The 20,401-nt window shown below is 55.8% G+C and carries 13 protein-coding genes; all 13 read right to left on the reverse strand.

What is annotated here, in order from left to right; translation table 11 throughout:
- Positions 1–47: 47 nt before the first annotated feature.
- Positions 48–512, reverse strand: coding sequence for a hypothetical protein (locus tag J122_RS18650; RefSeq protein ID WP_061333596.1), 465 nt, complete (start codon positions 510–512; stop codon positions 48–50).
- Between the two features lie 123 nt (positions 513–635).
- Positions 636–1,235: a hypothetical protein gene (locus J122_RS23685; RefSeq protein ID WP_197463888.1), complete on the reverse strand. Its 600-nt coding sequence runs from the start codon at positions 1,233–1,235 to the stop codon at positions 636–638.
- Positions 1,236–1,738: 503 nt separating this feature from the next.
- Positions 1,739–2,077, reverse strand: coding sequence for a hypothetical protein (locus J122_RS18660; protein ID WP_061333598.1), 339 nt, complete (start codon positions 2,075–2,077; stop codon positions 1,739–1,741).
- Positions 2,078–2,109: 32 nt separating this feature from the next.
- Positions 2,110–3,234: a hypothetical protein gene (locus J122_RS24875; protein WP_061333599.1), complete on the reverse strand. Its 1,125-nt coding sequence runs from the start codon at positions 3,232–3,234 to the stop codon at positions 2,110–2,112.
- Positions 3,235–3,296: 62 nt separating this feature from the next.
- The gene (locus J122_RS18670; RefSeq protein WP_061333600.1) at positions 3,297–4,370 is read right to left on the reverse strand and encodes a hypothetical protein; all 1,074 of its coding nucleotides are present in this window, start codon (positions 4,368–4,370) and stop codon (positions 3,297–3,299) included.
- Positions 4,371–4,397: 27 nt separating this feature from the next.
- Positions 4,398–5,468, reverse strand: coding sequence for a hypothetical protein (locus J122_RS18675; protein ID WP_061333601.1), 1,071 nt, complete (start codon positions 5,466–5,468; stop codon positions 4,398–4,400).
- Positions 5,465–8,839 carry a toxin VasX gene (locus tag J122_RS18680; protein WP_061333602.1) on the reverse strand — a complete coding sequence of 1,125 codons (3,375 nt, stop codon included), beginning with the start codon at positions 8,837–8,839 and terminating at the stop codon, positions 5,465–5,467. Before J122_RS18680 ends, J122_RS18675 begins: the two co-directional genes overlap by 4 nt.
- Entirely contained in the window at positions 8,836–10,956 is a 2,121-nt protein-coding gene (locus tag J122_RS18685) for a type VI secretion system Vgr family protein (RefSeq protein WP_082780647.1), read from the reverse strand. The genes J122_RS18680 and J122_RS18685 overlap by 4 nt, the downstream gene beginning before the upstream one ends.
- A gap of 128 nt (positions 10,957–11,084) precedes the next feature.
- A complete protein-coding gene (locus J122_RS18690) occupies positions 11,085–13,181 on the reverse strand; it encodes a YCF48-related protein (RefSeq protein WP_061333603.1) in 2,097 nt (698 codons plus the stop codon).
- Positions 13,182–13,239: 58 nt separating this feature from the next.
- The gene (locus J122_RS18695) at positions 13,240–14,865 is read right to left on the reverse strand and encodes a toxin-antitoxin system YwqK family antitoxin (protein WP_061333604.1); all 1,626 of its coding nucleotides are present in this window, start codon (positions 14,863–14,865) and stop codon (positions 13,240–13,242) included.
- A gap of 30 nt (positions 14,866–14,895) precedes the next feature.
- Positions 14,896–17,298, reverse strand: a complete 2,403-nt coding sequence (locus J122_RS18700; RefSeq protein ID WP_061333605.1) for a hypothetical protein — start codon at positions 17,296–17,298, stop codon at positions 14,896–14,898.
- Positions 17,299–17,451: 153 nt separating this feature from the next.
- Positions 17,452–19,176, reverse strand: coding sequence for a sugar phosphorylase (locus J122_RS18705; RefSeq protein ID WP_061333606.1), 1,725 nt, complete (start codon positions 19,174–19,176; stop codon positions 17,452–17,454).
- Complete coding sequence (locus tag J122_RS18710; protein WP_061333607.1) at positions 19,173–20,396, reverse strand: hypothetical protein; 1,224 nt, start codon at positions 20,394–20,396, stop codon at positions 19,173–19,175. The genes J122_RS18705 and J122_RS18710 overlap by 4 nt, the downstream gene beginning before the upstream one ends.
- Between the last annotated feature and the right edge of the window lie 5 nt (positions 20,397–20,401).

Raw genomic sequence — 20,401 nt, forward strand, 5'->3', positions numbered from 1 at the left:
ACGGGCAACCCATATCTCTGGCAGCCTGAGCCAGGGAAACAACCGGATCATAGCTTAGGGACACCATCAGGTTGTCCAACTGAATGGGTCCACCTCACTAGAGTAATTAAGAGCAGTATGTGAAGAAAAGCTGGGAGGCCATACGATTCCGTTAGTTGCACTATTCCCCAAACAATCGAAGCCAAACCGCCAATCACTATTGTTAACACCCAAGCCATTGGCACCAGCAGAATCAGAAACTTTATCCCCATCTTGCCATTTAAGAAACGAATACGCTTATGATTCCACCACCACCCATCATCCCGAAATTCCGGATCCGTTTTCTCATAACCCTGCAGCGATTCGACATCCCGGATCGTTAGGTGATAGGGAATTGCCTCGGCGTAAGCTCCTATTGGCTGCAACTCTTCGCCAATACGGACACGCTTCTTTGGAGCCTCAGGCAAAGGCCCGATCGCCGTTGCCCGAAAGGCGGCATCCATAACGACGGACACCGGATACGCCTTAGTCATGCGCTAACCTCGGTGAAATACCAAAAAGGGGATTTTTGCTGGGTGCATGGATTCAGAATCGCCCGTTCCACGCCAGCGTTCGAACAGTTCCCTCCCCCGAAAATGCCTATTGATTGTCGCTTCTCAAATCGGCCAAGCCTCGGCCGGTCGCTGCTTACGGTATTCTTCCATCGAAATCTTGCCCAGTTGCGGCGTAAGCTTGCAACGGCGCTTATCCCACGGATACTCCACCTGGCGCTTCAACCACTCTGCGCCCTCTCCCTGTCTCCAGGCTTCCAGATCCAAGTCTCGCCAGAACCGGGGATTACGCTCGATGCGCTCGTCATGCTCCGCAGTGACCGGATCCAGATGCCGGAACGGCTCCAGCCTTGGCACATCCGGCAAGGGCTGGGAGGTGTCCATGTAGCGTTGAAGCATGTCCCACAGCGCCATCACCTCTTCCTTCGATGGCTCGACCCGGCTCAGGGACGTCTGGCTGAATTGTTTGGCGGTATAGCGATGCACGAACATCAGGCGATAAAAGACACCGCCGGCTTCAATGACACGCTCCACGTAGGCATCGAACTCCTCAAAGGGTGCTGTCAGTTTCTTGCCGCCCGGCATTGCAAAGCTCACTTCACCGGTTTCACGACTGAAGTAGCTTTCGCCCGCTTCGAGGCCTCGATCCAGGAGCTTGCTGAGGAGTTTGTCAAAGGGTTTGAGTAGCAGGGCGAAAGCGCTCATGACCCAGGGCATGGTTTTTATGAGGATATATAAAGAAAGAGGTATCCAAATTATCGCCGAACCTAAAACCGCTACCATCCGAATTAAATCCATTGCATCCTCCGTCATTATAATCGAAAGGTATACAATAGAAATTCCACCGCCGGCTAAAACCACTCCTCCCCATGTATACGGTATTAGGAGAAGTAATATCGAAAGGCCGATAAACGCTTTTCCATTCAGAAACCGAATCCGACGTTGATCCCACCACCAATCATCTGAATAAAAAGCTCTCGAGTCACTTTTATCCTGGTGCTGAACTGCCCCCACATCTTCGCTAACCCGGTAATAGGGCTCAATACCTGCGTAGTCACCAACCGGTTGCAAATCTTGGCCAAGGCGCCGTCTTTTGTTTCTAGGCTCAGGGAGCAACGGGAGTTCATCCTTTCTCTCAACTGCTTTCAAGATCGCCCTCGCCCCCTATGACACCACCATCCCATGAACAGATCCAAGCCAGCGAAGGCTCACTCAACTCGCTCCAAATTGAGTTTGCTATTACTGAGGTTGGACACCAGTACTGTGGAAATCAGAATGAACGGTATCGCAACAAAATAAGTCGGAAAGCCGGCATCACCAAAGATATTGATCAAGGCCACAATCGCAACGACGGCCGCCCCTATCGTCAACGCAAATACCGAGAGTTTTGCGTTGCGCTCTGAATTTGCTTCAGGGGTGATCTTCAGCATGGCGTCGCATTCGCTGCACGGGAGTGGCTCCGATCTTCCAAGCTGCTCCAGGTCCTCTTGTGATAGTTGAATGGTGTGGTTACAGGCATTACAGGTTGCATTTATAGCCGTGGTCATAATGTCGTCCTTGATAATGATTTAGTCCCTAATCATAGGTTCGATGCCTGCGGCACTCGATCCTCTTCACTGTACACCTCCGCAAATACCTCATAAGGCAATCGCCCTGGGTTTGCTTTCTGCTTCTGGCGTACCTTTTCACTCAGCCGCTTCAGTTCGTCACTCGGTTTTGCCCATTGCGCTTCCGGTAGCGGCTCAGACCAGCGTTGGGCGGCCTCCGGGGTTGCCCGGCGGTTCAAGCGTTTCAGTTTGCGAACCTCCCACTCCGTCAGGTGGTTGGGTAAAGTCCATAGGGTCAACAGGTGGTAGCAATACCAAAAGAACGGGTAATACCAACCCACCTCTCCTTCACGTCGACGGCGACGCATGCGGTCCCGAGCATTGTAGAAGGTATGGACGCCTTCCCAAGGCGGATCGCCGGGCTTTTGCAGCTCCAGCGGGTCTTGAATCTCTGCCAGACTGTTCACTTGGTATTCCATGTAAGCCCGCAGCGCTTCCCAGGTGCTGATGGCCAGCGGTAACCCCGCCGACATCAGCTCAAGACTGGTGCCTTTGCCGGTCTTCGGATCCGTACCCCCGAAGCCGAAGCCGAACTGCCGTTGGACACCGTACTGGGTAACCCCCTCGGCCTGAACTACCCAGGCTTGCAACTCCTCCCAGGGCACAATGACAGGCGTATCCGAATCCGACGGCACCAGGCAGACTTCCCGGCGTTGGCGATTGAAGCGGGTGGGCACTACACCCCGGAGTCTGAAGTGAGCTTGCAGGGTAGGGAAAAGGGCTATCAGCAAGATAACGATACCAAATCCAGTTGCGTATTTAAGACCTTCAGAAAAAGCCAGAGCCACAATACCAATAGCATCCAGAATGCCCTCGCCCCAAACCAAACCACCAAAAAAACTAATTACCGGGAGAACAATGCATAACGAGACAACCACAAACATCGGCATGGCCAAAGTTAACTGCCAACCAAACACGTTTGGCGTAAACGCTCCAAGTTCCAAGTATTCATCCGTGACCTCCGCCACAATATGGCTGTGATCAACGGGGGGCAATCCGGTGGGCAACGGAAGTGGCGAAAGATAGGTTACCTTGCCGCTTTTGAACGTGTCCGAGTTGCCTGCTCTAGGTGCCTTATTATCTGCTATTTTCTTCATGCAACTGCCTCAATGGGAACAAACGGCCAATCAAGCTCCCACCACAACCGGAAAGAGTGGCATTACACGGCACAGGCTGTTTCAGGTCTACTTTGGCGATAGGTGGGCATATCCACACTACCCAATTGCGGAGTGACTCTGCATTGCCTGCGGCCCCAAGCAAACTGCCGCTGGTTTCTCAACAGCTCCGCACCTTCACCTTTTTGCCAGGCTTCAAGATCAAGATCCCGCCAGTAGCGGGGGTTACGGCCAGTAGTCTGATCGTACTTGGCGGTCACCGGGTCCAGGTGGCGAAACGGCCCCAATCGGGGCATATCTGGCAGGGGTTGGGTGACGTCCATGTAGCGCTGCACCATATCCCACAGAGCAAGCACCTCAGTTTTCTCGGCTTCAATGTTACTCAGGGAGGTTTTGTTAAACTGCTTCTGGGTGTAACGATGCACGAACATCAGCCGGTAGAAGATACCGCCCCGCTGGACCACTCGCTCCACGTAGGCATCGAACTCCACAAACGGGGCCTCAAAAGAACGCCCCTTGCCCAAGGCGAACTTTACCTGCCCGGTGACCCGGTTGAACTCGCTGCTGCCATCTTCCAGGGTTTCGTCCAACTTCTTTTCCAGAGTTTTCTCGAAAGGTTTCAGGAGAGCTCCAACGACGTTGGTCATAAGCCAGTTGGTGGTAGGGGGGATGATCCAAAATGAAAAGAATATCCAAGCTGGCACCAATATTAATAATAGCGATATAAACCAATAGGCACTTAAGTCAAGCTGCTTTGGAATGGTAACAAGCCCCCACCCCAATAACGCCAAACCACCGACTAAAACCAGTAATGCCCATGCAAATGGCAACAACAATGCCAAAATCTTAAGCCCTATTTTCTCGTTAAGGAAACGCAGCCTTTGATGATCCCACCACCAGTCCTTCCTATAGAATTCTGGATCGTCTCGCTCACTCAACTGGACTGTCTCAACATCCTCCACGATTCGGTAGTACGGGTTAAGGTTGGCGTAGGCGCCATACGGCTGAAGCTCGTCCCCAACTCGTTCCCGTTTAGCCCTGGTTTCAGGTAGCCCCACCGCCTGATCAGACCGATAGGCGGTCGAAGCATATTCTTGTGTCTCCATCGGCATGGTCATACGGGAACCTTTCGGGCCATCGCTGCCTTATACAACACTGGCAGTTTCAGGCCTTTGTTGGCGATAAGTCGGCATATCTACTTTGCCCAGTTGCGGTGTGAGCTTGCACTGCCGGCGGCTCCAGGGGTGTTGCCTTTGGCTCCTCAATAGCTCCGCACCTTCACTTTTTTGCCAAGCTTCAATATCCAGGTCTCGCCAGTAGCGGGGGTTACGGCCAGTAGTCTGGTCGTACTTGGCGGTCACCGGGTCCAGGTGACGAAACGGCTCCAACCGGGGCATGTCTGGCAGGGGTTGGGTGACATCCATGTAGCGTTGCAACATATCCCACAGGGCTAGCACCTCAGTTTTCTCTGCTTCAATGTTGCTCAGGGAGGTTTTGTTGAATTGCTTCTGGGTGTAACGATGCACGAACATCAGCCGGTAGAAGATACCGCCCCGCTGGACCACTCGCTCCACGTAGGCATCGAACTCCACAAGCGGTGCCTCAAAAGAACGCCCCTTGCCCAAGGCGAACTTTACCTGCCCGGTGACCCGGTTGAACTCGCTGCAGCCATCTTCCAGAGTTTCGTCTAACTTCTTTTCCAAGGTTTTCTCAAAGGGTTTGAGAATCAATCCAACGCCATTAATCATGAGCCAATTGGTGGTGGGGGGAATGATCCAAAAAGAAAAGAATATCCACGCTGCCCCCAGAATTATAAGTATTACAACCACAGCAGTCGCCGGCAAAATAGGTATCAGGAAAGTCCCAATACTCCAACTGATTAGCACCAAGCCACCAATAAGTACCAACAACGCCCAAATGAATGGAACAATGAGTATTAACGCCTTTAATCCGAGCTTCTCATTAAGGAAGCGAAGCCGCTGGTGGTCCCACCACCAGTTTTCCTTATAGAACTCCGGATCCTCGCTCTCACTGCACTGGACTGTATCAATATCCTCCACGGTTCGGTGGTACGGGTTAAGGTTCGCGTAGGCACCATACGGCTGAAGCTCGTCCCCAACTCGTTCACGTTTAGCTCGGGTTTCGGGTAGCTCCACCGCCTGATCAGACCGATAGGCGGTCGAAGCATATTCTTGTGTCTCCATCGGCATGGTCATACAGAAACTTCCTTAAGGAACCAATAGGGTACTACTGGCTCGGAATGCGGATTAAAAACACTACGGGACTTATCCGGCGCCCCGCCATGACGGGTATCATTATAGGGTTCGTAGTTCTCCATCACAGGCGTGGGAAAGACCACAGGTCCCTGTTCTGTACCAACCACAGCCTGCAATCCAACCCGTATCGTTGTAGTGACTTCTTCCTGATATCCAAAACTCTGGAAGCTGCTGCTCTGGAGCTCCCGTTTAACCAGAAAACGCACGGCGGATTCATGAGGCAGGGACTGCCTCGCGGCAATCTGTGTAAGGGGAGTAGTCGACAACATGACTTCCTGCTCCACTGTGCCAACCGCTGCGTTGGAGGTTTCGGCACGGCTATTCATGTACGCCACTTCCTGTACCACAATCTTGAAAGGCTGGGTTGGCAGGTCTGGACGACACTCCTGTAGCACCTTCAACCGACTGACCACTGGAGTTTGTAAAGTGATGACATAATCATCCGGCTGTGGCGAATGGTCCGGGCTAGTCAACGCCGGATCCGGATCGACATCCCCGTATCTTTGTGCGGAGATATTGACCGGGGAAAGCAGTGTTAGCAACTGCCCGTAATAGGCCAAATCGTCCAGGTTCACCAAGGAGTCCTGCGGGTGCGTCCCCAATGGCCCCTGTTTCAGCACCCTTTCGAAGAGGTCGTCGGCCACGCTTCCCGCATACAATGACCCACCCAAAGCCATGCTCATTCCGAGAACGGCCCACCCCCAACCCGGAATCGCCAGCAGCCCGCCTATCAATGGTACTGACAGGAAGATCAAACCACCGGCGACCGCTATTCCGTGCCCATTCGCAGCATCAAGATCCCCCCGGCTCAGACTGATCCTCATATCCCAATAGCTCAACCCAACTGCCACACCTCCTGCTACGAAACTGGCAAGGCCAACCGTTCTGACGAGGGTACCTGCCCCAGTTTTGGCTAGCCTTTTTCCAATCAACGGCCATCCCTTCAGGTCAAACCAAGGGCGGCTTGAAAACTTGTAGAGTCGTGATGCATGACCAGAGTCAATACTTGCCACTTCATTAGCTACGATACTAAGCTTCATTGAAGCAGCGACCAGATCAACCAAGCTTCCCAATGCTTTTAAAGAGCTTATACCCCAGTCCTGGTTGCTTTTTACTGCATGTATAGTGGCCCGACTCTCCAAGAACACATTGAATACCGCCAACGCCACCAATCCACTAGACACGCCCGGGCCATCCACCACCGCCCCAACACGCTTGGCGAGGTCCACCTTTAATACACTGAGCTTCCTTGCCTCCGGGTGTCCGGCAGGCACCACGTAGACCCAAGTATTGCCAGCGATTTTCTTGATAGCTTCTTCCAGCTCATTAGAGGCACGGGCGGGGCTGGTAGAACCCTGGACCTGTCCAGATCGATCCACAAGATCCGCATAGAGGTAGTCATTGGCGCGAGTGAGCAGCCCACCCTGGCTGCGGTCGAAGTCGGTCAGGCCACGGCGAATGCCGTCACCCTCCACGCCAATAATGGTATGCTTGGTAGGGTCTACGTCGCCTCGACGCATCAGATCCACCCCCGCCAGACCGGGGTCAGAAAGGATGGCATTGGCAGACGCGGCCTGCATGATCCTGTGGACCTGGATGGCCTCCACGCTACCATCTTCCATCAGCCTTCTGCAGGCGGTCAGTACTGAGGCACTCCACTCCCCCAGCACCCCACTTACCAGTGCCCCAACGCGCCCTGCATCCTTAACCTCCCCGGCCACTTGCTCGCCAGTGGACTCCTCGTCGTACTGGAACTGTTTCTCAGCATACGCCAGGGCCTGGAGGTTGAGGCGGCCCAGGTGCTGATCGTTAATCTCCGTCTGGTCGCTGGCGAGCGACCGAAGTTGTTCGTAGGGAGATGACTGCGTGCCTTCCTCCCCTGTTTCGGCGGCGATTCCCGGCGACCACTTTGCCAACATTGATTCGTCCGATAGCCACTTTGCCAGAGCGCTAGGGATCCCCTGATCATCATCCACTCCCTGTGCTTTGAGCACCCCTGGGATTTGCTGCAGTACATTCAAGTTGTCCGCGCACAGCAAAAAGGCTTCACAAGCCGCTACATCCGGGCTTTGCAGATAATCGTCGAACACCGAGTTGAATGACGAGCTCTTCATCAATTTCTTCAGGCGGCGCGCCTGGTCTTCTATGTTCCGAACAGCGTGATTCCTTTCGGCCGTTTCCAGAATGTCATCCAGCTGTTCCCGGTTGATAGCGTTCCGGTAGTTCGCAAGGTCTCCACTCTGACCGCTCGGCGCCGGGTCGAACACTGCCTGGCGGATTAACATGGCGGAATGGACCAGGGGTTTATCCTTTATAGCAATATCGATTGCATCCAGATAATGCATGGCCAAGTGCAACTGGGCCAGGGCGTGGCGGAACAGGAAAAAAGGGTCCGGGATGGCCACGCAAACGACCCCCTTCTGCGAGCGAAGATGCTGCAAAAGATCCGCTCCAGGTGGGCAGGTAAGGTCAAGAATGTTCGCCGACTCCCTCGCCTGCTTCTCGTTGCTCTCCAATAACTTCGCAAGCTTGCTGCATAGTTCGTCTTCACCCGGCCGCTCAAAACTGAGCACGAAGTCGCTGGGATTCTCTATCATCAGTTCAATGCCCAGATCCCTGTGCCTGAGCTCGGGTGCATCCTCAACACGTGATGCCGGGAATCCGGTTTCAAAACTCAATGTATCAACCGATGTGACAGCCCAGGCGTGACCCACACCCGTCGTCCTTGCATTACGAGTCGCTGCACTCTCTTCAAGTTTTTGGATGTAGGCCCAATCCCACTGGATTTCACTGTAGGCCATGCGGAAATCGTGCATCACCGCTTGCCCCTGGAGAAACACCGGAACAAGCACATCGTCCAACCACTGTCCGGCTGATGGGCGTATCATTCTCAAGTCAGATTCTGGGTCACCAACCTCCGCCCGCACTGCCTGAAGATCAATATCGCTGAATTGGGAGTTCTGACTGATCTCTAATTCTCGCCAGAGCTTGTCTTCGCGGAAAATATAAAGAAAGCCAGGCCGCAACAGTGCTACGCCTTTCCCTTGATAAACGGGGGCATTGGAGCCGCGTCTAACAGGCAAGTTGCTGGCGATCTCTGCCAGGGGCTTAATCCTTACGAGGGTATTATCCTGATAATCTTCACGCTCGATGTTAGATCTTGCGTGCTTCAGGAGAGGAATCGAGATCTTGCCGCCATCGCGCTTGGGCACAGTCAGTACGAGATCTGCGGGATCGGTATCGTCGTAATCTGCTGTTCGTAGAATCGAGCGATCCCGGGATTCATCTGAAAAATCCACAGTATCCGTCATACAGTTTCCTCCCCATCGGTCCCTTTAATCGCTTCCACAGAATCTCGCTCAAGATGCCCACCAATCACATCAATGATCAGTTTTCGATCTGAGCCCGGTAACTGATCAAACTCCACTTGGTCAGGAGAGGCAGTTTTGCGCTGGCCAACCATTGCCAGTTCGGGAGGCTGTGGCGTTGCCGCCCCATCTTTGCCAACAAGATTTGGCAGTTCCGGATTAGCAGAACTTTGCCCAGCCCCACTCCCCGGCGCCCCACCAGAATTAATCTTGATCCCAGGCCCAGCCAAGGTAACCCCGCTTGGGTCCAGCTTGATAAAGCTACCACCACCAGAAATCGTCAGCTCCGCCCCGGCATCCAGCACCACTTTCGCGCCCGCTTTGTGGTGAACTTCTGTGCCGGCTTCCGAGGCCATGGTGCGGCCGGTTTTCTGGTGATAGCTGCCGGCGATGGTCTGGCTGCAATCGGCGCCGACAGAGACTCGGCTTTCACCATCGGTGGTGCAGTGGTCTGCCGCTTTCACATGGCTGAACTGGTGGTTCTCCACCGTCAGGTGGCTGTCGTTCTTGATGACTTCGGTGCGGTTGTTTTCCGTCAGCAGGTCCAGGTCTTTCTGGGCGTGGAGGTAGATCTGTTCCTGGTCCGCTTCGTCTTCAAATCTGAGTTCGTTGCTGCCTTCGCCCTTGTGGGTTTTGGTTTTCAGAGTGGTTCTTGTTTTGTGTTCCGGCAGCGCGTAGGGCGGTGTGTTGGTGGCGTGGTAAGTCCTTCCAGTGATGATGGGCTGGTCCGGGTCGCCGTCCAGGAAGGAGACAATCACTTCATTGCCGATTCTGGGCAGGGCCATAAAGCCGTATTGGCCGCCAGCCCAGCCCTGGGCGACGCGTAGCCAGGCGCTGGAGTGTTCGTCGTTTTTCGAATAGCGGTCCCAGGGGAAACGAACTTTCACCCGGCCGTACTGGTCACAGTGGATCTCTTCACCCTCGGGGCCGGTGACGATGGCCATCTGAGGGCCGTCCATCATGGGCTTGTGTTCGCACAGGGGCCGCCAGGTTTTATCGGCCGGAATGGCGGTGAAGTCGTTGTGGTAGCTGGTGGGTTCGCTGCCACCCTCTTCTTCCATGGCCTGGGGCTGTTTGCCGGTGTGGGTGATGGCGGTCAGCAGCCATTCCCGGTTCAGGCTCTGGCTGTCGTGTTCCTCCAATTCCACTTTGGCGCCGGGGGTGAAGTCCGGGCGGTTGCTTTCGCCCTTGGCCAGGGAGGCGTCGTTTCTCAGGGCGTCCAGTTTGGCCTGGGTGAAGGGCTGGCCACTGGCGTCAGCCTTGTAGCGACCGGGGTAGTCGTAGTGTTGGTAGTCTTCTCGGTGGTTCACACCGCCCGCGCTGTGTTCGTGCATCAGGGCGTAGGCGGGGTTTTTGAAGGTGTAGTCCTTCATGGCCACGGAGGCGGCTTTGATGCGCTCTTCGTAGGCGAAGCTGAATATACAGGCTTGCTTGCTGCTGCCTCCAGCCTGGGTGTTGCAGGGCACCGGGTTCAGTTTCGGGGCGTCGCCGTGGTGGTCAGCAATGATTAACGCCGGTTGTTCTTCGCCATCCACGCTTCCGTGTTGGTAACGGTAGTGCCAGCCTTCTTCGGCGGCCAGTCGTTCAATGAACTGCAGGTCGCTTTCCCGGTGCTGGACGCAGTATTCCCGTTCTTCAGGGGAGCGCTTGAAGTCAAAGACCGTATCAATGATGCCCCGCTCTTCGAGCAAGGTGCGCACGATGGTGTCGGTACTCTGGGTCTGGAAGATGCGGCTGTTGTGCATCAGGTCCAGGCGCCAGGCCGGGGGCTGGATGACCACTTGATAGGCGGTGCGGCGGTGGCCGGTGTTGCCGCGGACGAATTCGTTGACCACGCCGGTAAACCGCCGTACCGGCTGGCCGTCTTGCCAGACTACCAGGTCCACCGGTTGCTCCAGAACGTCAGCAGCAGCCACATCGGGGTCGGTGCTCGCCAGTTCTAACCGGCCATGAAACAAGGAAGACAGCTGTTCGGCCAGCTTAAAGCCAACTACCGAAAAGTGATCTGAGGGGAATTCGCCTACACGGGCGGTGAACTGCAATCCGCTTGCCTGGGGCATGACTTCGGTCCCTGAAGAATAGTGGTTTGTAACTGACTCATCCTGAGCCCTACCGATTATAACCGCACAGTCGTGGATTACAAACCACCGTTCCTTGCGCTACTCCTCAACAAAATCATAATTCCTGATCAGATGGCAGACCGCCGAACACGGTAGGTTTTCATCTCAAGCTGCTCTGCGGTGTCATCCAACCCCACCTGGCCACCAAACTGTTCCAGAAGCCCCTCAAGTACCTCACCCTGTTCTTCGTCACCTCGATGCCCGAACACTATCGCCAGCGGATTAGGGCAATAGGATTGCTCCCACAACCGATACACCTCATTGCCATAACTACGGTACCCAGACGTTGTATACCACTTCCAGTTCTCATCCTTACGGCTCACCTGGTTGAGCTTGGCCAGATCCGCTACAGACAATACCGGCCCGGGCGCGTCTTCTTTCTTGAGGTATCCGGCAAGGCTATCTGCCAGTTTCAGAACCCGGGGTTTCTCGCAACCGTACGATTTGCTGCGGCTGATCACATAGAGATAGTCGCCAGGCTCGTTCGCGCCCTGCTCTTCATTGGCTTCCTTCGAATCGACGCCGTTTTCAACCTTGGGGCCATGGTCGACCTCTTCGAGGCGAATGGTCTCGATGCCGGAAACATTGAAAGGCCGGGATGACTCCTCCGGTGTTTCAGTCAGGCCGGCCAGAAACTCGTGGATAGACTCCTGATCCGCGCCCCCTCTCCCAGCAACCACATGAGAGGGCACATCCGCGAAAATGGTCACTGTGCTGTAGTCAGAACTGACCACACTGTCCAACAGCGCGGCCTGCTTTAACCGACGTTCCAGATAAGGCCGCTCGGCCTCGCTATATCCGGGTTTGTCCGGAACCATCGGATAGCTTTGCAGATAACCGTAGGGGCCTTGCAGAAGCAGATAGCTGAAATACCGGTCATCCCATACGGATCTGAGTTCCTTTAACGGTAAACCAGAGTCTGATCGAATCTCCTGAAAAAACTCTCCCATCCCGTTAAAAACGGCAGGAGTCAGTACATCATCACCGGCGCCCGCTGCAGACAGAGATATCTCAACCCACTCAACCGCCCTGCCTGACTCCTGCCATTGGTAAGAACGACTGCCCGATTCTGCAAGCTGCAATACTGCCGATGTCTCAACCCGCCCCAACAATGATCTCGCCATCAACTGGCCGGTCGCACCATTCTCAACACCATGGAACCAATACTGATTGTCCTGCCGATATCCAACTCCCTGAATACCCGCCAGCAACAACCTGTTGTTCTCACCCTCAGCGACCCCCGTCAGGGCCCCCAACGGGAGATCAAGCTCCGGATAAAACATCTCTCCGCCCGCAGCGCGCCGGGCCACGATACCCTCACTTCCAACCAGGATCACACTGCCGTCAGACAAAAGGCGCCCACCGAAATAGCCCACCTTGCTGGCGCTTTTGATGCTATTCCAGCTCACTCCGCCGTCCGGGCTTTGCATTACCGTGCCTTCTGCTCCAAAGGCCAGAGCCTCACTGCCACCTAAGCCTATTACGCCCAATAGTGGCTTGTACCCCTCACGAAACACTTGCCAGTCGTCGCCCCACTCCGAACGGGAAAGAATGTCACTGCCATCGGTAACAATCAGTTGATGCCCGCTCTCCAGAATGGCCACTCCGTTGAGGTCTGAGCCGTAAGACCTCGCCGCCAGACGCTCCCGCGTCCAGTTTTCACCACCATCAAGCGTCGTGAGAATAAAGCGGTTGGGCCCAACGATAATGCCCTTGCCGTGACTATCGAAAGCCACGTCCATCAGCGCCTGATCAGAATCTATCTGCTGGTCCAGTTGAAGAGGCTCCCAGGTGTCGCCCCCACTATCCGTTCGCAGCACCGTGCCATCATGGCCAACGGCCCAACCGGTCTGATCAGACACAAAGCTAACCGCGGTCAGGGTGCTATTCACCCCGGAACTGACCACTCGCCAGGAACTACCGTTGTCATCCGAAACCCTAATCGCACCGGATTCACCCACTGCCACGATGCGGGAACCCGCACGATCAAGATCAATGAATACCTGCGAAGGAAACACCTCGGACGTTGCAGCCAGCCCGCTATCAGACGCACCCCGCTGGTCATCGCCAGACGCATCCGTATTGTCACTGTTACTGCAACCACCCAATACCCCAAGCGCCAGCAGGCCTGCGGCAAACACTCCGATAGAGCGGATTTTCAACATGATACCTTTGTCCTCAAACCGTCCGTGTTCCTGCACAGCCTCAAACCATGCTTTTTCATCAGCGCACCCGCGAAGTCGACAGGGAGTCCAGGGTTATGTCGCCCTCACTGATGAGCGTTCCATTTTCGTAGTGCTTGCGAATCACAGACATACCGCCGTAACCCACTTCAATCCACTCCCCGTGGGGCTCGCCGTCGCGATAGCTGCGTTTCTTCAACATCTGGCCAACGCTGGAGAACTCGTAGTGAACGCCTTCCGGTTTCCCGAGCCGGTAATTGCCCTGGCGTACGATACGCCCGTTTTCGGTCGTTTCCAGATAGTCGCCATCCGGCTCGTCTTTGTAGAAGTTAGCCACCACGCGATGGCCATATCCGTCGCTGAAATCGGCCGGTCCATGTTTCTGTCCATTTTCATAATGGATGACATCTGAGCGCTCTCCGGTCTCGTCAAAGCGCTCGTAACGGCCGTGGCGTTTGCCGGCACGATAGTTCACTTTCTCGGTTATGCCATTGCTCTGTAGCATTAGCCACGGGCCTGTTTTCAGGCCATTCTCGTAACGCCCTTCCTCGCGGGCACCACCACTGCCCTCCCGGAGGGAATCGCCATGTTTTTCCCCGTCCTTGTAGTGCTCCCGCACCAGGGTCGACCATTGCCGGGTCAGGAGCAGACCCTGTAGCCCTTTGTCATCCTGCTCCCGCCGGGCGATGAGCTCACCACTCTCGCTGTATTCTTCCTCAAGCTGCCAATCACCCACCTTGTGTTTAAGCTTGACCAGCCGCTCACCGTCGCCATATTGCTCATCCCGGGACTCAACAAGCCGGCCGTTGTCATCCAGAACGCGCATCACCTTGCGAGACAGACTACCGTCCATTCGGTAGTAAAGATCCTCACCCACCGGCTGAGACCGGAACTTACTGGCAATATACACACGCTCGGGTGTGCCGTCGGGGTAGTAGGTTTTCTGCAAACCCAGCCGGTTACCCTCGTGGTAATGCTCCTCACTGGCCAGAATTCCATCTCGATAGGTTTCCAGCACTCCCTGATACTTGCCATCCAAGAAGGTGGCTTTCCGGATTAGGTGGCCCTGTTCATCCAGCTCCCGGTAATTTCCTTCCCTGGCCCCATTCACGTAGTGGGCCTCTTTGGTCAGCTGACCATTTTTATACTCGGCATAATCGCCATGGCGCCGATAATTCCGGATGGAATAGCGACGGGTTACCCGGCCTGCCTCGTCATATTCGGTGTAGTCTCCATCGGCGATGCCGCCGCCATAATAGTCAAGCGAGCGCTCAAGCTGGCCGTTCGGGTGATAAGCCTTGTAGGCACCGTGGAGCACCGGGTAATTGTTGCCGCAGTCGCAGATCTGGTCACGAACCACGTAACTGGCCTGCACTGAAACCTGCCCATCGGCGTAATATTCCACCGCATCACCCAACAGGTCCTTGCGGTTAAAATCCGGCGTGGGTGAGAGGCCTTCCAGCGCAACCTGGCCGTCAGCGTAGAAGAGTTTGACCTGATAAAACTCATCCACCTTGGGAAGTGGCAGCTCAAGGTAACTCGCCTTCCGGTGCCAGGGATTGGCAGGGTCGTAGTAATCGCCATTTTCAGCAAACCATACCCGTTGGTCGGCTTGCACAATCAGCGGCATACAGAGCAATACAGTAAACAACAGCTTTTTGGTCATGGTCTCATCCTGAGTTATTGACCGGTTGAATCAAGGCAGTGGCGGGAACTGCACAGACACCTGCCTGGCTTCCCGCTCCATACTCACGGGGTAACGGACCTCAGCGATTTCGCCCCAGAAACGGAGATCCATGCCATCACCATCCCAACCTTCCGAAGGGTTCCCTGAGTAGGCAGGAGACAGAGGCTCCAGAACTTTACCGTCCCGGTTGTAGGCGATCAAAGGCAGCTCTCTTAGATTGAATCGCTGCTGGATCTGCTTGAGAGTCTGGTGTTGGGATTTGCTCAGCCTCAGGGTGCTGGGGTCTACCCGGAATAACTGACCGCTATCAGGAACGGTCCCCCTGTGCAGCACTACCTTGGTTATGCAGTCAACATTGACGTCAATCTCAAGGTCGTAGAAATATTTCAGGCCATGCTCGGTAACCAACTCACGGCCGGGCTGATCGTTATAGGCGCCGGATGCAAACAGTAGTTGCGACGTTCCATAGCTTTGCTCGGCAGAAAAACGGACAGGGCTACCCTGGTACATTGGTTCGCCAGCCACAGAAATGTCGCAGCGCCCGGCGCCCTCACCAGGAACCACGGCACTGAGCCTGTTCTGACGAACGCCTTCGAGTACCACCTCATCCAACTCAAATGATGAAAACTCCAGCACCGGCTCCCGGTACTGCTCCAGAGTTCGCTCACCAACCACCGGCCCGCCATCTAACGTGGGGAGCGCGTTCGGGGCTACAAACGTACGCTGCTCCACCTCACGGCCGTACACATAAACCTGAACGCCTTCAATGGGCTGGCCACCCTCTGCCCCCAACTCATAGATCCAGTCACCGTAGCGCTCTTCCATAGGGGAGGTTATGAGTGTGTCGGTGGCTGAATGCGCAAATTGCTCGGCCCTGGCCCAGTGATCACCCTCATCCGAGGTTTCCAGAAAGGCATTCCGCAGAGGTTCAATCGCCGTATGAGTCAGCCGCAGGCTGAACGTCGGCAGAAAGTCGCCTTCGGCATTCACAGGATAGGCGCCAATCAACGGAAAGCTGGTGGGTAGCGAACCCCCGGGCTCATGGGCCCGAACCAGGAGCCCATCGGGATCCCAATCTTCTACAGATAGCGTCAGCCCAAGGCTCTCGATGTGGCGGGATGGGGTTTCCGGCGTCAGCACAAAGCTGTGCAGCTCTCCGGGCACGATAACCGTGGCATCCACCTCCACCGAGGCAATCGCATCCAACTGATCGCGCGTTAACTCACTGGCGATAAACGGCACTCGGCGATGGTCGGCGCTGTCAATCGAATACAGAGTGTAACGCGGATCACGCGGTACCGAATCGGTCACAGGTTCACCCTCGGCATCCAGCAGCCGGACGGCGCTCGCAGGCTCAAACTCAACGGCTGCGAAATGATAATGCTCAATCTGGAAATCCAGCCCCAGGCGACCATCAACTTCCTCACTGCCGAACCAGAGCAGAGACCTCTCCAGTTGTTCAAAGGATTCTTCGGGCGTGGCCAGGGCAAACGGCGGCAGGTAATAGGTTTCGAACTCCGGATCGGTGGTATCGACAACCCGGCTATCCAGCGCCCCCAGTGCCCGGTACCATGCTTGCCCCGCCTTGAATCGCGGCTCTATACCGGTCTGGGTCAACGTCATCGTGCTTTTCAACGCCAGGTGCTGGTCGGCGTATTCAAATACCCCACTGATTCGCGCAGCAGCGCGCCTCGGCCACCCGGTCAGGCGCTCAAGCTCCATAAAGCCCTCGATTTCAACGGCAGCAGAGTCAGTGGCTCCCTCCGTTGTCACCGAACGGAACTTCAAAGAAACGGTGTCGTCATTCACATGGCTGATTTCGTATTGCACCGCTGGCAGCGACTGACCGCCCATATCGCGTGCCGGCACCTGCCAGCTCACGCCTACTCGGGGCTTACCCGAAGGAAAAGCTGGCTGGTAGGTGTGCATCACGCTGAGATCGCGGCTTAGCATATCCCGAACGGGTTCAGGCAACCGGGAATCTTCCGTGAGCTCGGCCAGGGCGGACTCATTCACGTAATTGGTTTCAAGTACCTGACCATCGCTGGCAACCCGTTCAACAATCCCGGCCTTGAGCAATGCCGCCATAGACTGCAGCCGGTCACTGTATTCCGGAATCTGCTCCGTATCGAGACCGAGTCGATCCTGCTCCCAAAGCTGGGTATGCAAAGAGCGGGATTGCAACTCAACCACATCATTGTCTACCGCCAGTACGTCACTGCGCAGCAGGCTTTCCATTCGGACACGAGTCGGCTCCCTGCGAAACCCGCTGGGCGTTTGCAGTTCGGCGGTTTGTTCGAGAATAAAATGGCGGCTGTCGCCCGGCTCGGGCTTAAAGGCAAGGCTGTCGCCGGTGAACCAGAACATTCCGGCCAAACCTAACGACAGTAACAAAGCTACTGCGACGAACATCCTCATCGTCTCTGTCCCCTCCGTGGGTCATCAGTCAGTTAATGCGGCGGGATTATAGGGGCTGCCTCCACAGAACTCAATGCAACAGGCTCGCAATGGGGTCAGACCCCAAGACATTTCACCCCATCAAATGTTCTGGGGTCTGACCCCAACTTAGTTGGAGAGCCAGACGCTTTGGTAGGGTTTCAGGGTTAGCACGCCGGCCAGGTCGTCAACGGCCATACCGGAAAGCAGATCGGTCCACTGGTCGGTGCCGATGAGGTTGATGTCGGTGAGGGCCACTTGCTGCACTTCGTCGCTTATGTTGTGGATGCAGAAGATGGATTGCTCCCGGCGCATGCTCTGGCGCCAGAAGCCGAACAGCTGCAGGCCCAGGTGCAGGGTAAACTGGGTGGCGTTGGGGTGGAAGGCGGGTTGGGCGCGGCGGATGGCGATCAGGCGCTTGAGTTCGGTGAAAGCTTTGCTGTGGTGGCTGAGTGGGTCCGCCAGGGCGGCTTCCACGGCATCCAGCTGCCACTGGCCGCGATTAATAGAGCGGAAGCGGCCGGTGTGTTCTACCCGGGCATGGTCGTTTTCGGTGGCCAGCAGGCTGTGAATATAGAACGCAGGAATACCTTCCAGCGCCAGCATAATGGTGTGGGCGCAAAGGAATCGCTGTAACTGCCAGTGGTCTGCGCCACCCTTGGCGGTGCCTTTGAGGGCATCCCACAAGGCAATGTTCATTTCATAGGGCTGGTCCCGGCCATCGGCGGTGCGCCGGTAGGATACCTTGCCGCCAAAGGATTCCATGGTGTTGATCAGCCGCTGCTTTTCGTCCTCGTCCAACAGGCCGTCAGTGGGCCGCAGGCCAACGCCGTCGTGGGAGGCAATGAAGTTCAGGTAGGTGGTGCCCATCTGCGCCGGCGGCATGCTCATCAGCCAAGTTTTCAGGTGCCGGCAATTGCCGGTGACCAGGGTATTGATCAGCAGTGGCGGTAACGAGAAGTTGTAGATTGCATGGGCTTCGTTGGCGTTGCCGAAATAAGTCAGGTTCTCCCGGTTGGGCACGTTGGTTTCGGTGATCACCACCGCATCTGGCGTGTGGTGCTCAATCAGCAGGCGCAGAATCTTGATCAGCTCGTGGGTCTGCTGCAGGTGAATGCAGGGCGTGCCCGGTTCTTTCCACAAGAACGCCACCGCATCCAGCCGGAAGATCCTGACCCCACGTTCCAGGTAATAGTGGATAATCCGGGCAAATTCGATCAGCACTTCCGGGTTGGCGAAATTCAGGTCCACCTGGTCTTCGCTGAAGGTACACCATACGTGGCGCTCGCCGTCATCGGTCTGCACCGGGGTCAGCAACGGCGAGGTTCGGGGGCGCACTACCATGCTTAAATCGTCTTTCGGGTTGCCCTCAAAGAAGTAATCCTTGCCCGGCCCCACGCGCTTGCGAAAGTTCTCGAACCAGCGGCTGCGGGCGGACATGTGGTTGATCACCAGGTCGGCCATCAGCTTGTAGTCCGCGGCGATGGCCTCGATGTCTTCCCAGCCACCGTGGGACTCGTTCACCGCCAGGTAATCCATCACCGAAAAGCCATCGTCCGAGCTGTACGGGAAAAACGGCAGAATATGCACGGCACTGATGACGTCCTGCAGGCAGTCGTCCAGAAACCGCTTCAAAGTCACCAATGGCTTCTCATCCGGCTGCTGAACGGTATCGGCGTAGGTGATCAGCACAATGTCCGATGGGTCCCAATGGTTCTGGTGCGCCGGCGGGGCCTCGGCATCGGGCGCCAGTGCCATGGCATCTATTAACTGCTCCGCCACAAAGGCACAGTCCACCGCTGGGTAGACCACTTCCAGCATGGCCACCAGTTTGCTGTCGAGGGTCTGGCTCATGGCCGGAACTCCTGGTTATCCAGTTCCACCGCCTCCAGCAACTGCTCCCGGATATCCGGAATGGCACTGGTTACCCGGTTCCAGCTCGGGATGAACGGCGTGTCCATGGGATTGTCGAGGAAATAGGCGCCGGCGCGCATCACGTTCTGGGCGAACAGCTCCACCGCCTTCTCTTCCTTGTGACGATCGAAACTCAGGCCATTGATGATGGCGTCGTTCTGGTAGGTCTCCACAAAATCCAGGGCAATACGGAAGTAACTTGCCTTGATGGTGCGGAACTTTTCGTTGGAGAAAATCTCACCGTTAGTGGCCAGCTTACGGAACAGCGCCTTGGAGATGTCCACGCTCATCTTGGACAAGCCCCGGCTGGCGTCTTCCGGTGACAGCTCCTGATGTTTGTGGTCATAAACATCCGCCACGTCCACCTGGCACAAGCGGTTGGTGGCGTAGTTACGCTTCATTTCGGACAAGACGCCAATTTCCAGGCCCCAGTCGCTGGGAATACGCAGGTCATTAATCACATCGGTACGGAAGGAGAACTCGCCCGCCAGCGGGTAGCGGTAGCTGTCCAGGTAATCCAGAAAATCGTTGGGGCCACACACTTTTTTGAGGGCGCGAATCAGTGGCGTGACCAGCAGGCGGCTGACCCGGCCATTCATGCTGCCGTCCGCCACCCGTGCATAATAGCCTTTGCAGAACATGTAGTTAAAACCGGGGTTGGCCACCGGGTAGATCAGGCGCGCGAGCAAATCCCTGGAATAGGTCAGGATGTCGCAATCATGCAGGGCCACGGATTTACTCACACCCGAGGCCAGCACGTAGCCAAAGCAATACCACACATTGCGGCCCTTCCCCATCTCCGTGGGTGCCAGGCCCTGCTCCCGCAATTTCATATCCAGTGCCCGCAACCGGGGGCCATCGTTCCAGAGCACCTTGAACGGCTGCGGCAGCTCGGAAAAATACTCCAGGGCATGGCGATACTGGGTTTCATCGGCACGGTCCAAACCGATCACAATCTCATCCAAATACGGAACCTTGGTCAGCTCCTGGACGATGTTTTTAAGCGCAGGCCCTTCCAGCTCCGAGCACAAAGACGGCAACACCAAAGACATAGGCCGGGCTTTACGAAAGCTCATCAGGTCCGCTTCAACATCCTCCACGGGGCGGCGCACAAGGTTGTGCAGGGTGGTGATAATGCCATTCTGGTAAAAGTCGCCCATGGCGG

Source organism: Marinobacter excellens LAMA 842, from assembly GCF_001574445.1.
GTDB lineage: Bacteria > Pseudomonadota > Gammaproteobacteria > Pseudomonadales > Oleiphilaceae > Marinobacter > Marinobacter shengliensis.

What these genes read in the sequence shown, in the direction of transcription:
- J122_RS18650 (WP_061333596.1), bottom strand. Translation starts at nt 512, where the DNA reads ATGACTAAGGCGTATCCGGTGTCCGTCGTTATGGATGCCGCCTTTCGG.
- J122_RS23685 (WP_197463888.1), bottom strand. Translation starts at nt 1,235, where the DNA reads ATGAGCGCTTTCGCCCTGCTACTCAAACCCTTTGACAAACTCCTCAGC.
- J122_RS18660 (WP_061333598.1), bottom strand. Translation starts at nt 2,077, where the DNA reads ATGACCACGGCTATAAATGCAACCTGTAATGCCTGTAACCACACCATT.
- J122_RS24875 (WP_061333599.1), bottom strand. Translation starts at nt 3,234, where the DNA reads ATGAAGAAAATAGCAGATAATAAGGCACCTAGAGCAGGCAACTCGGAC.
- J122_RS18670 (WP_061333600.1), bottom strand. Translation starts at nt 4,370, where the DNA reads ATGACCATGCCGATGGAGACACAAGAATATGCTTCGACCGCCTATCGG.
- J122_RS18675 (WP_061333601.1), bottom strand. Translation starts at nt 5,468, where the DNA reads ATGACCATGCCGATGGAGACACAAGAATATGCTTCGACCGCCTATCGG.
- J122_RS18680 (WP_061333602.1), bottom strand. Translation starts at nt 8,839, where the DNA reads ATGACGGATACTGTGGATTTTTCAGATGAATCCCGGGATCGCTCGATT.
- J122_RS18685 (WP_082780647.1), bottom strand. Translation starts at nt 10,956, where the DNA reads ATGCCCCAGGCAAGCGGATTGCAGTTCACCGCCCGTGTAGGCGAATTC.
- J122_RS18690 (WP_061333603.1), bottom strand. Translation starts at nt 13,181, where the DNA reads ATGTTGAAAATCCGCTCTATCGGAGTGTTTGCCGCAGGCCTGCTGGCG.
- J122_RS18695 (WP_061333604.1), bottom strand. Translation starts at nt 14,865, where the DNA reads ATGACCAAAAAGCTGTTGTTTACTGTATTGCTCTGTATGCCGCTGATT.
- J122_RS18700 (WP_061333605.1), bottom strand. Translation starts at nt 17,298, where the DNA reads ATGTTCGTCGCAGTAGCTTTGTTACTGTCGTTAGGTTTGGCCGGAATG.
- J122_RS18705 (WP_061333606.1), bottom strand. Translation starts at nt 19,176, where the DNA reads ATGAGCCAGACCCTCGACAGCAAACTGGTGGCCATGCTGGAAGTGGTC.
- J122_RS18710 (WP_061333607.1), bottom strand. Translation starts at nt 20,396, where the DNA reads ATGGGCGACTTTTACCAGAATGGCATTATCACCACCCTGCACAACCTT.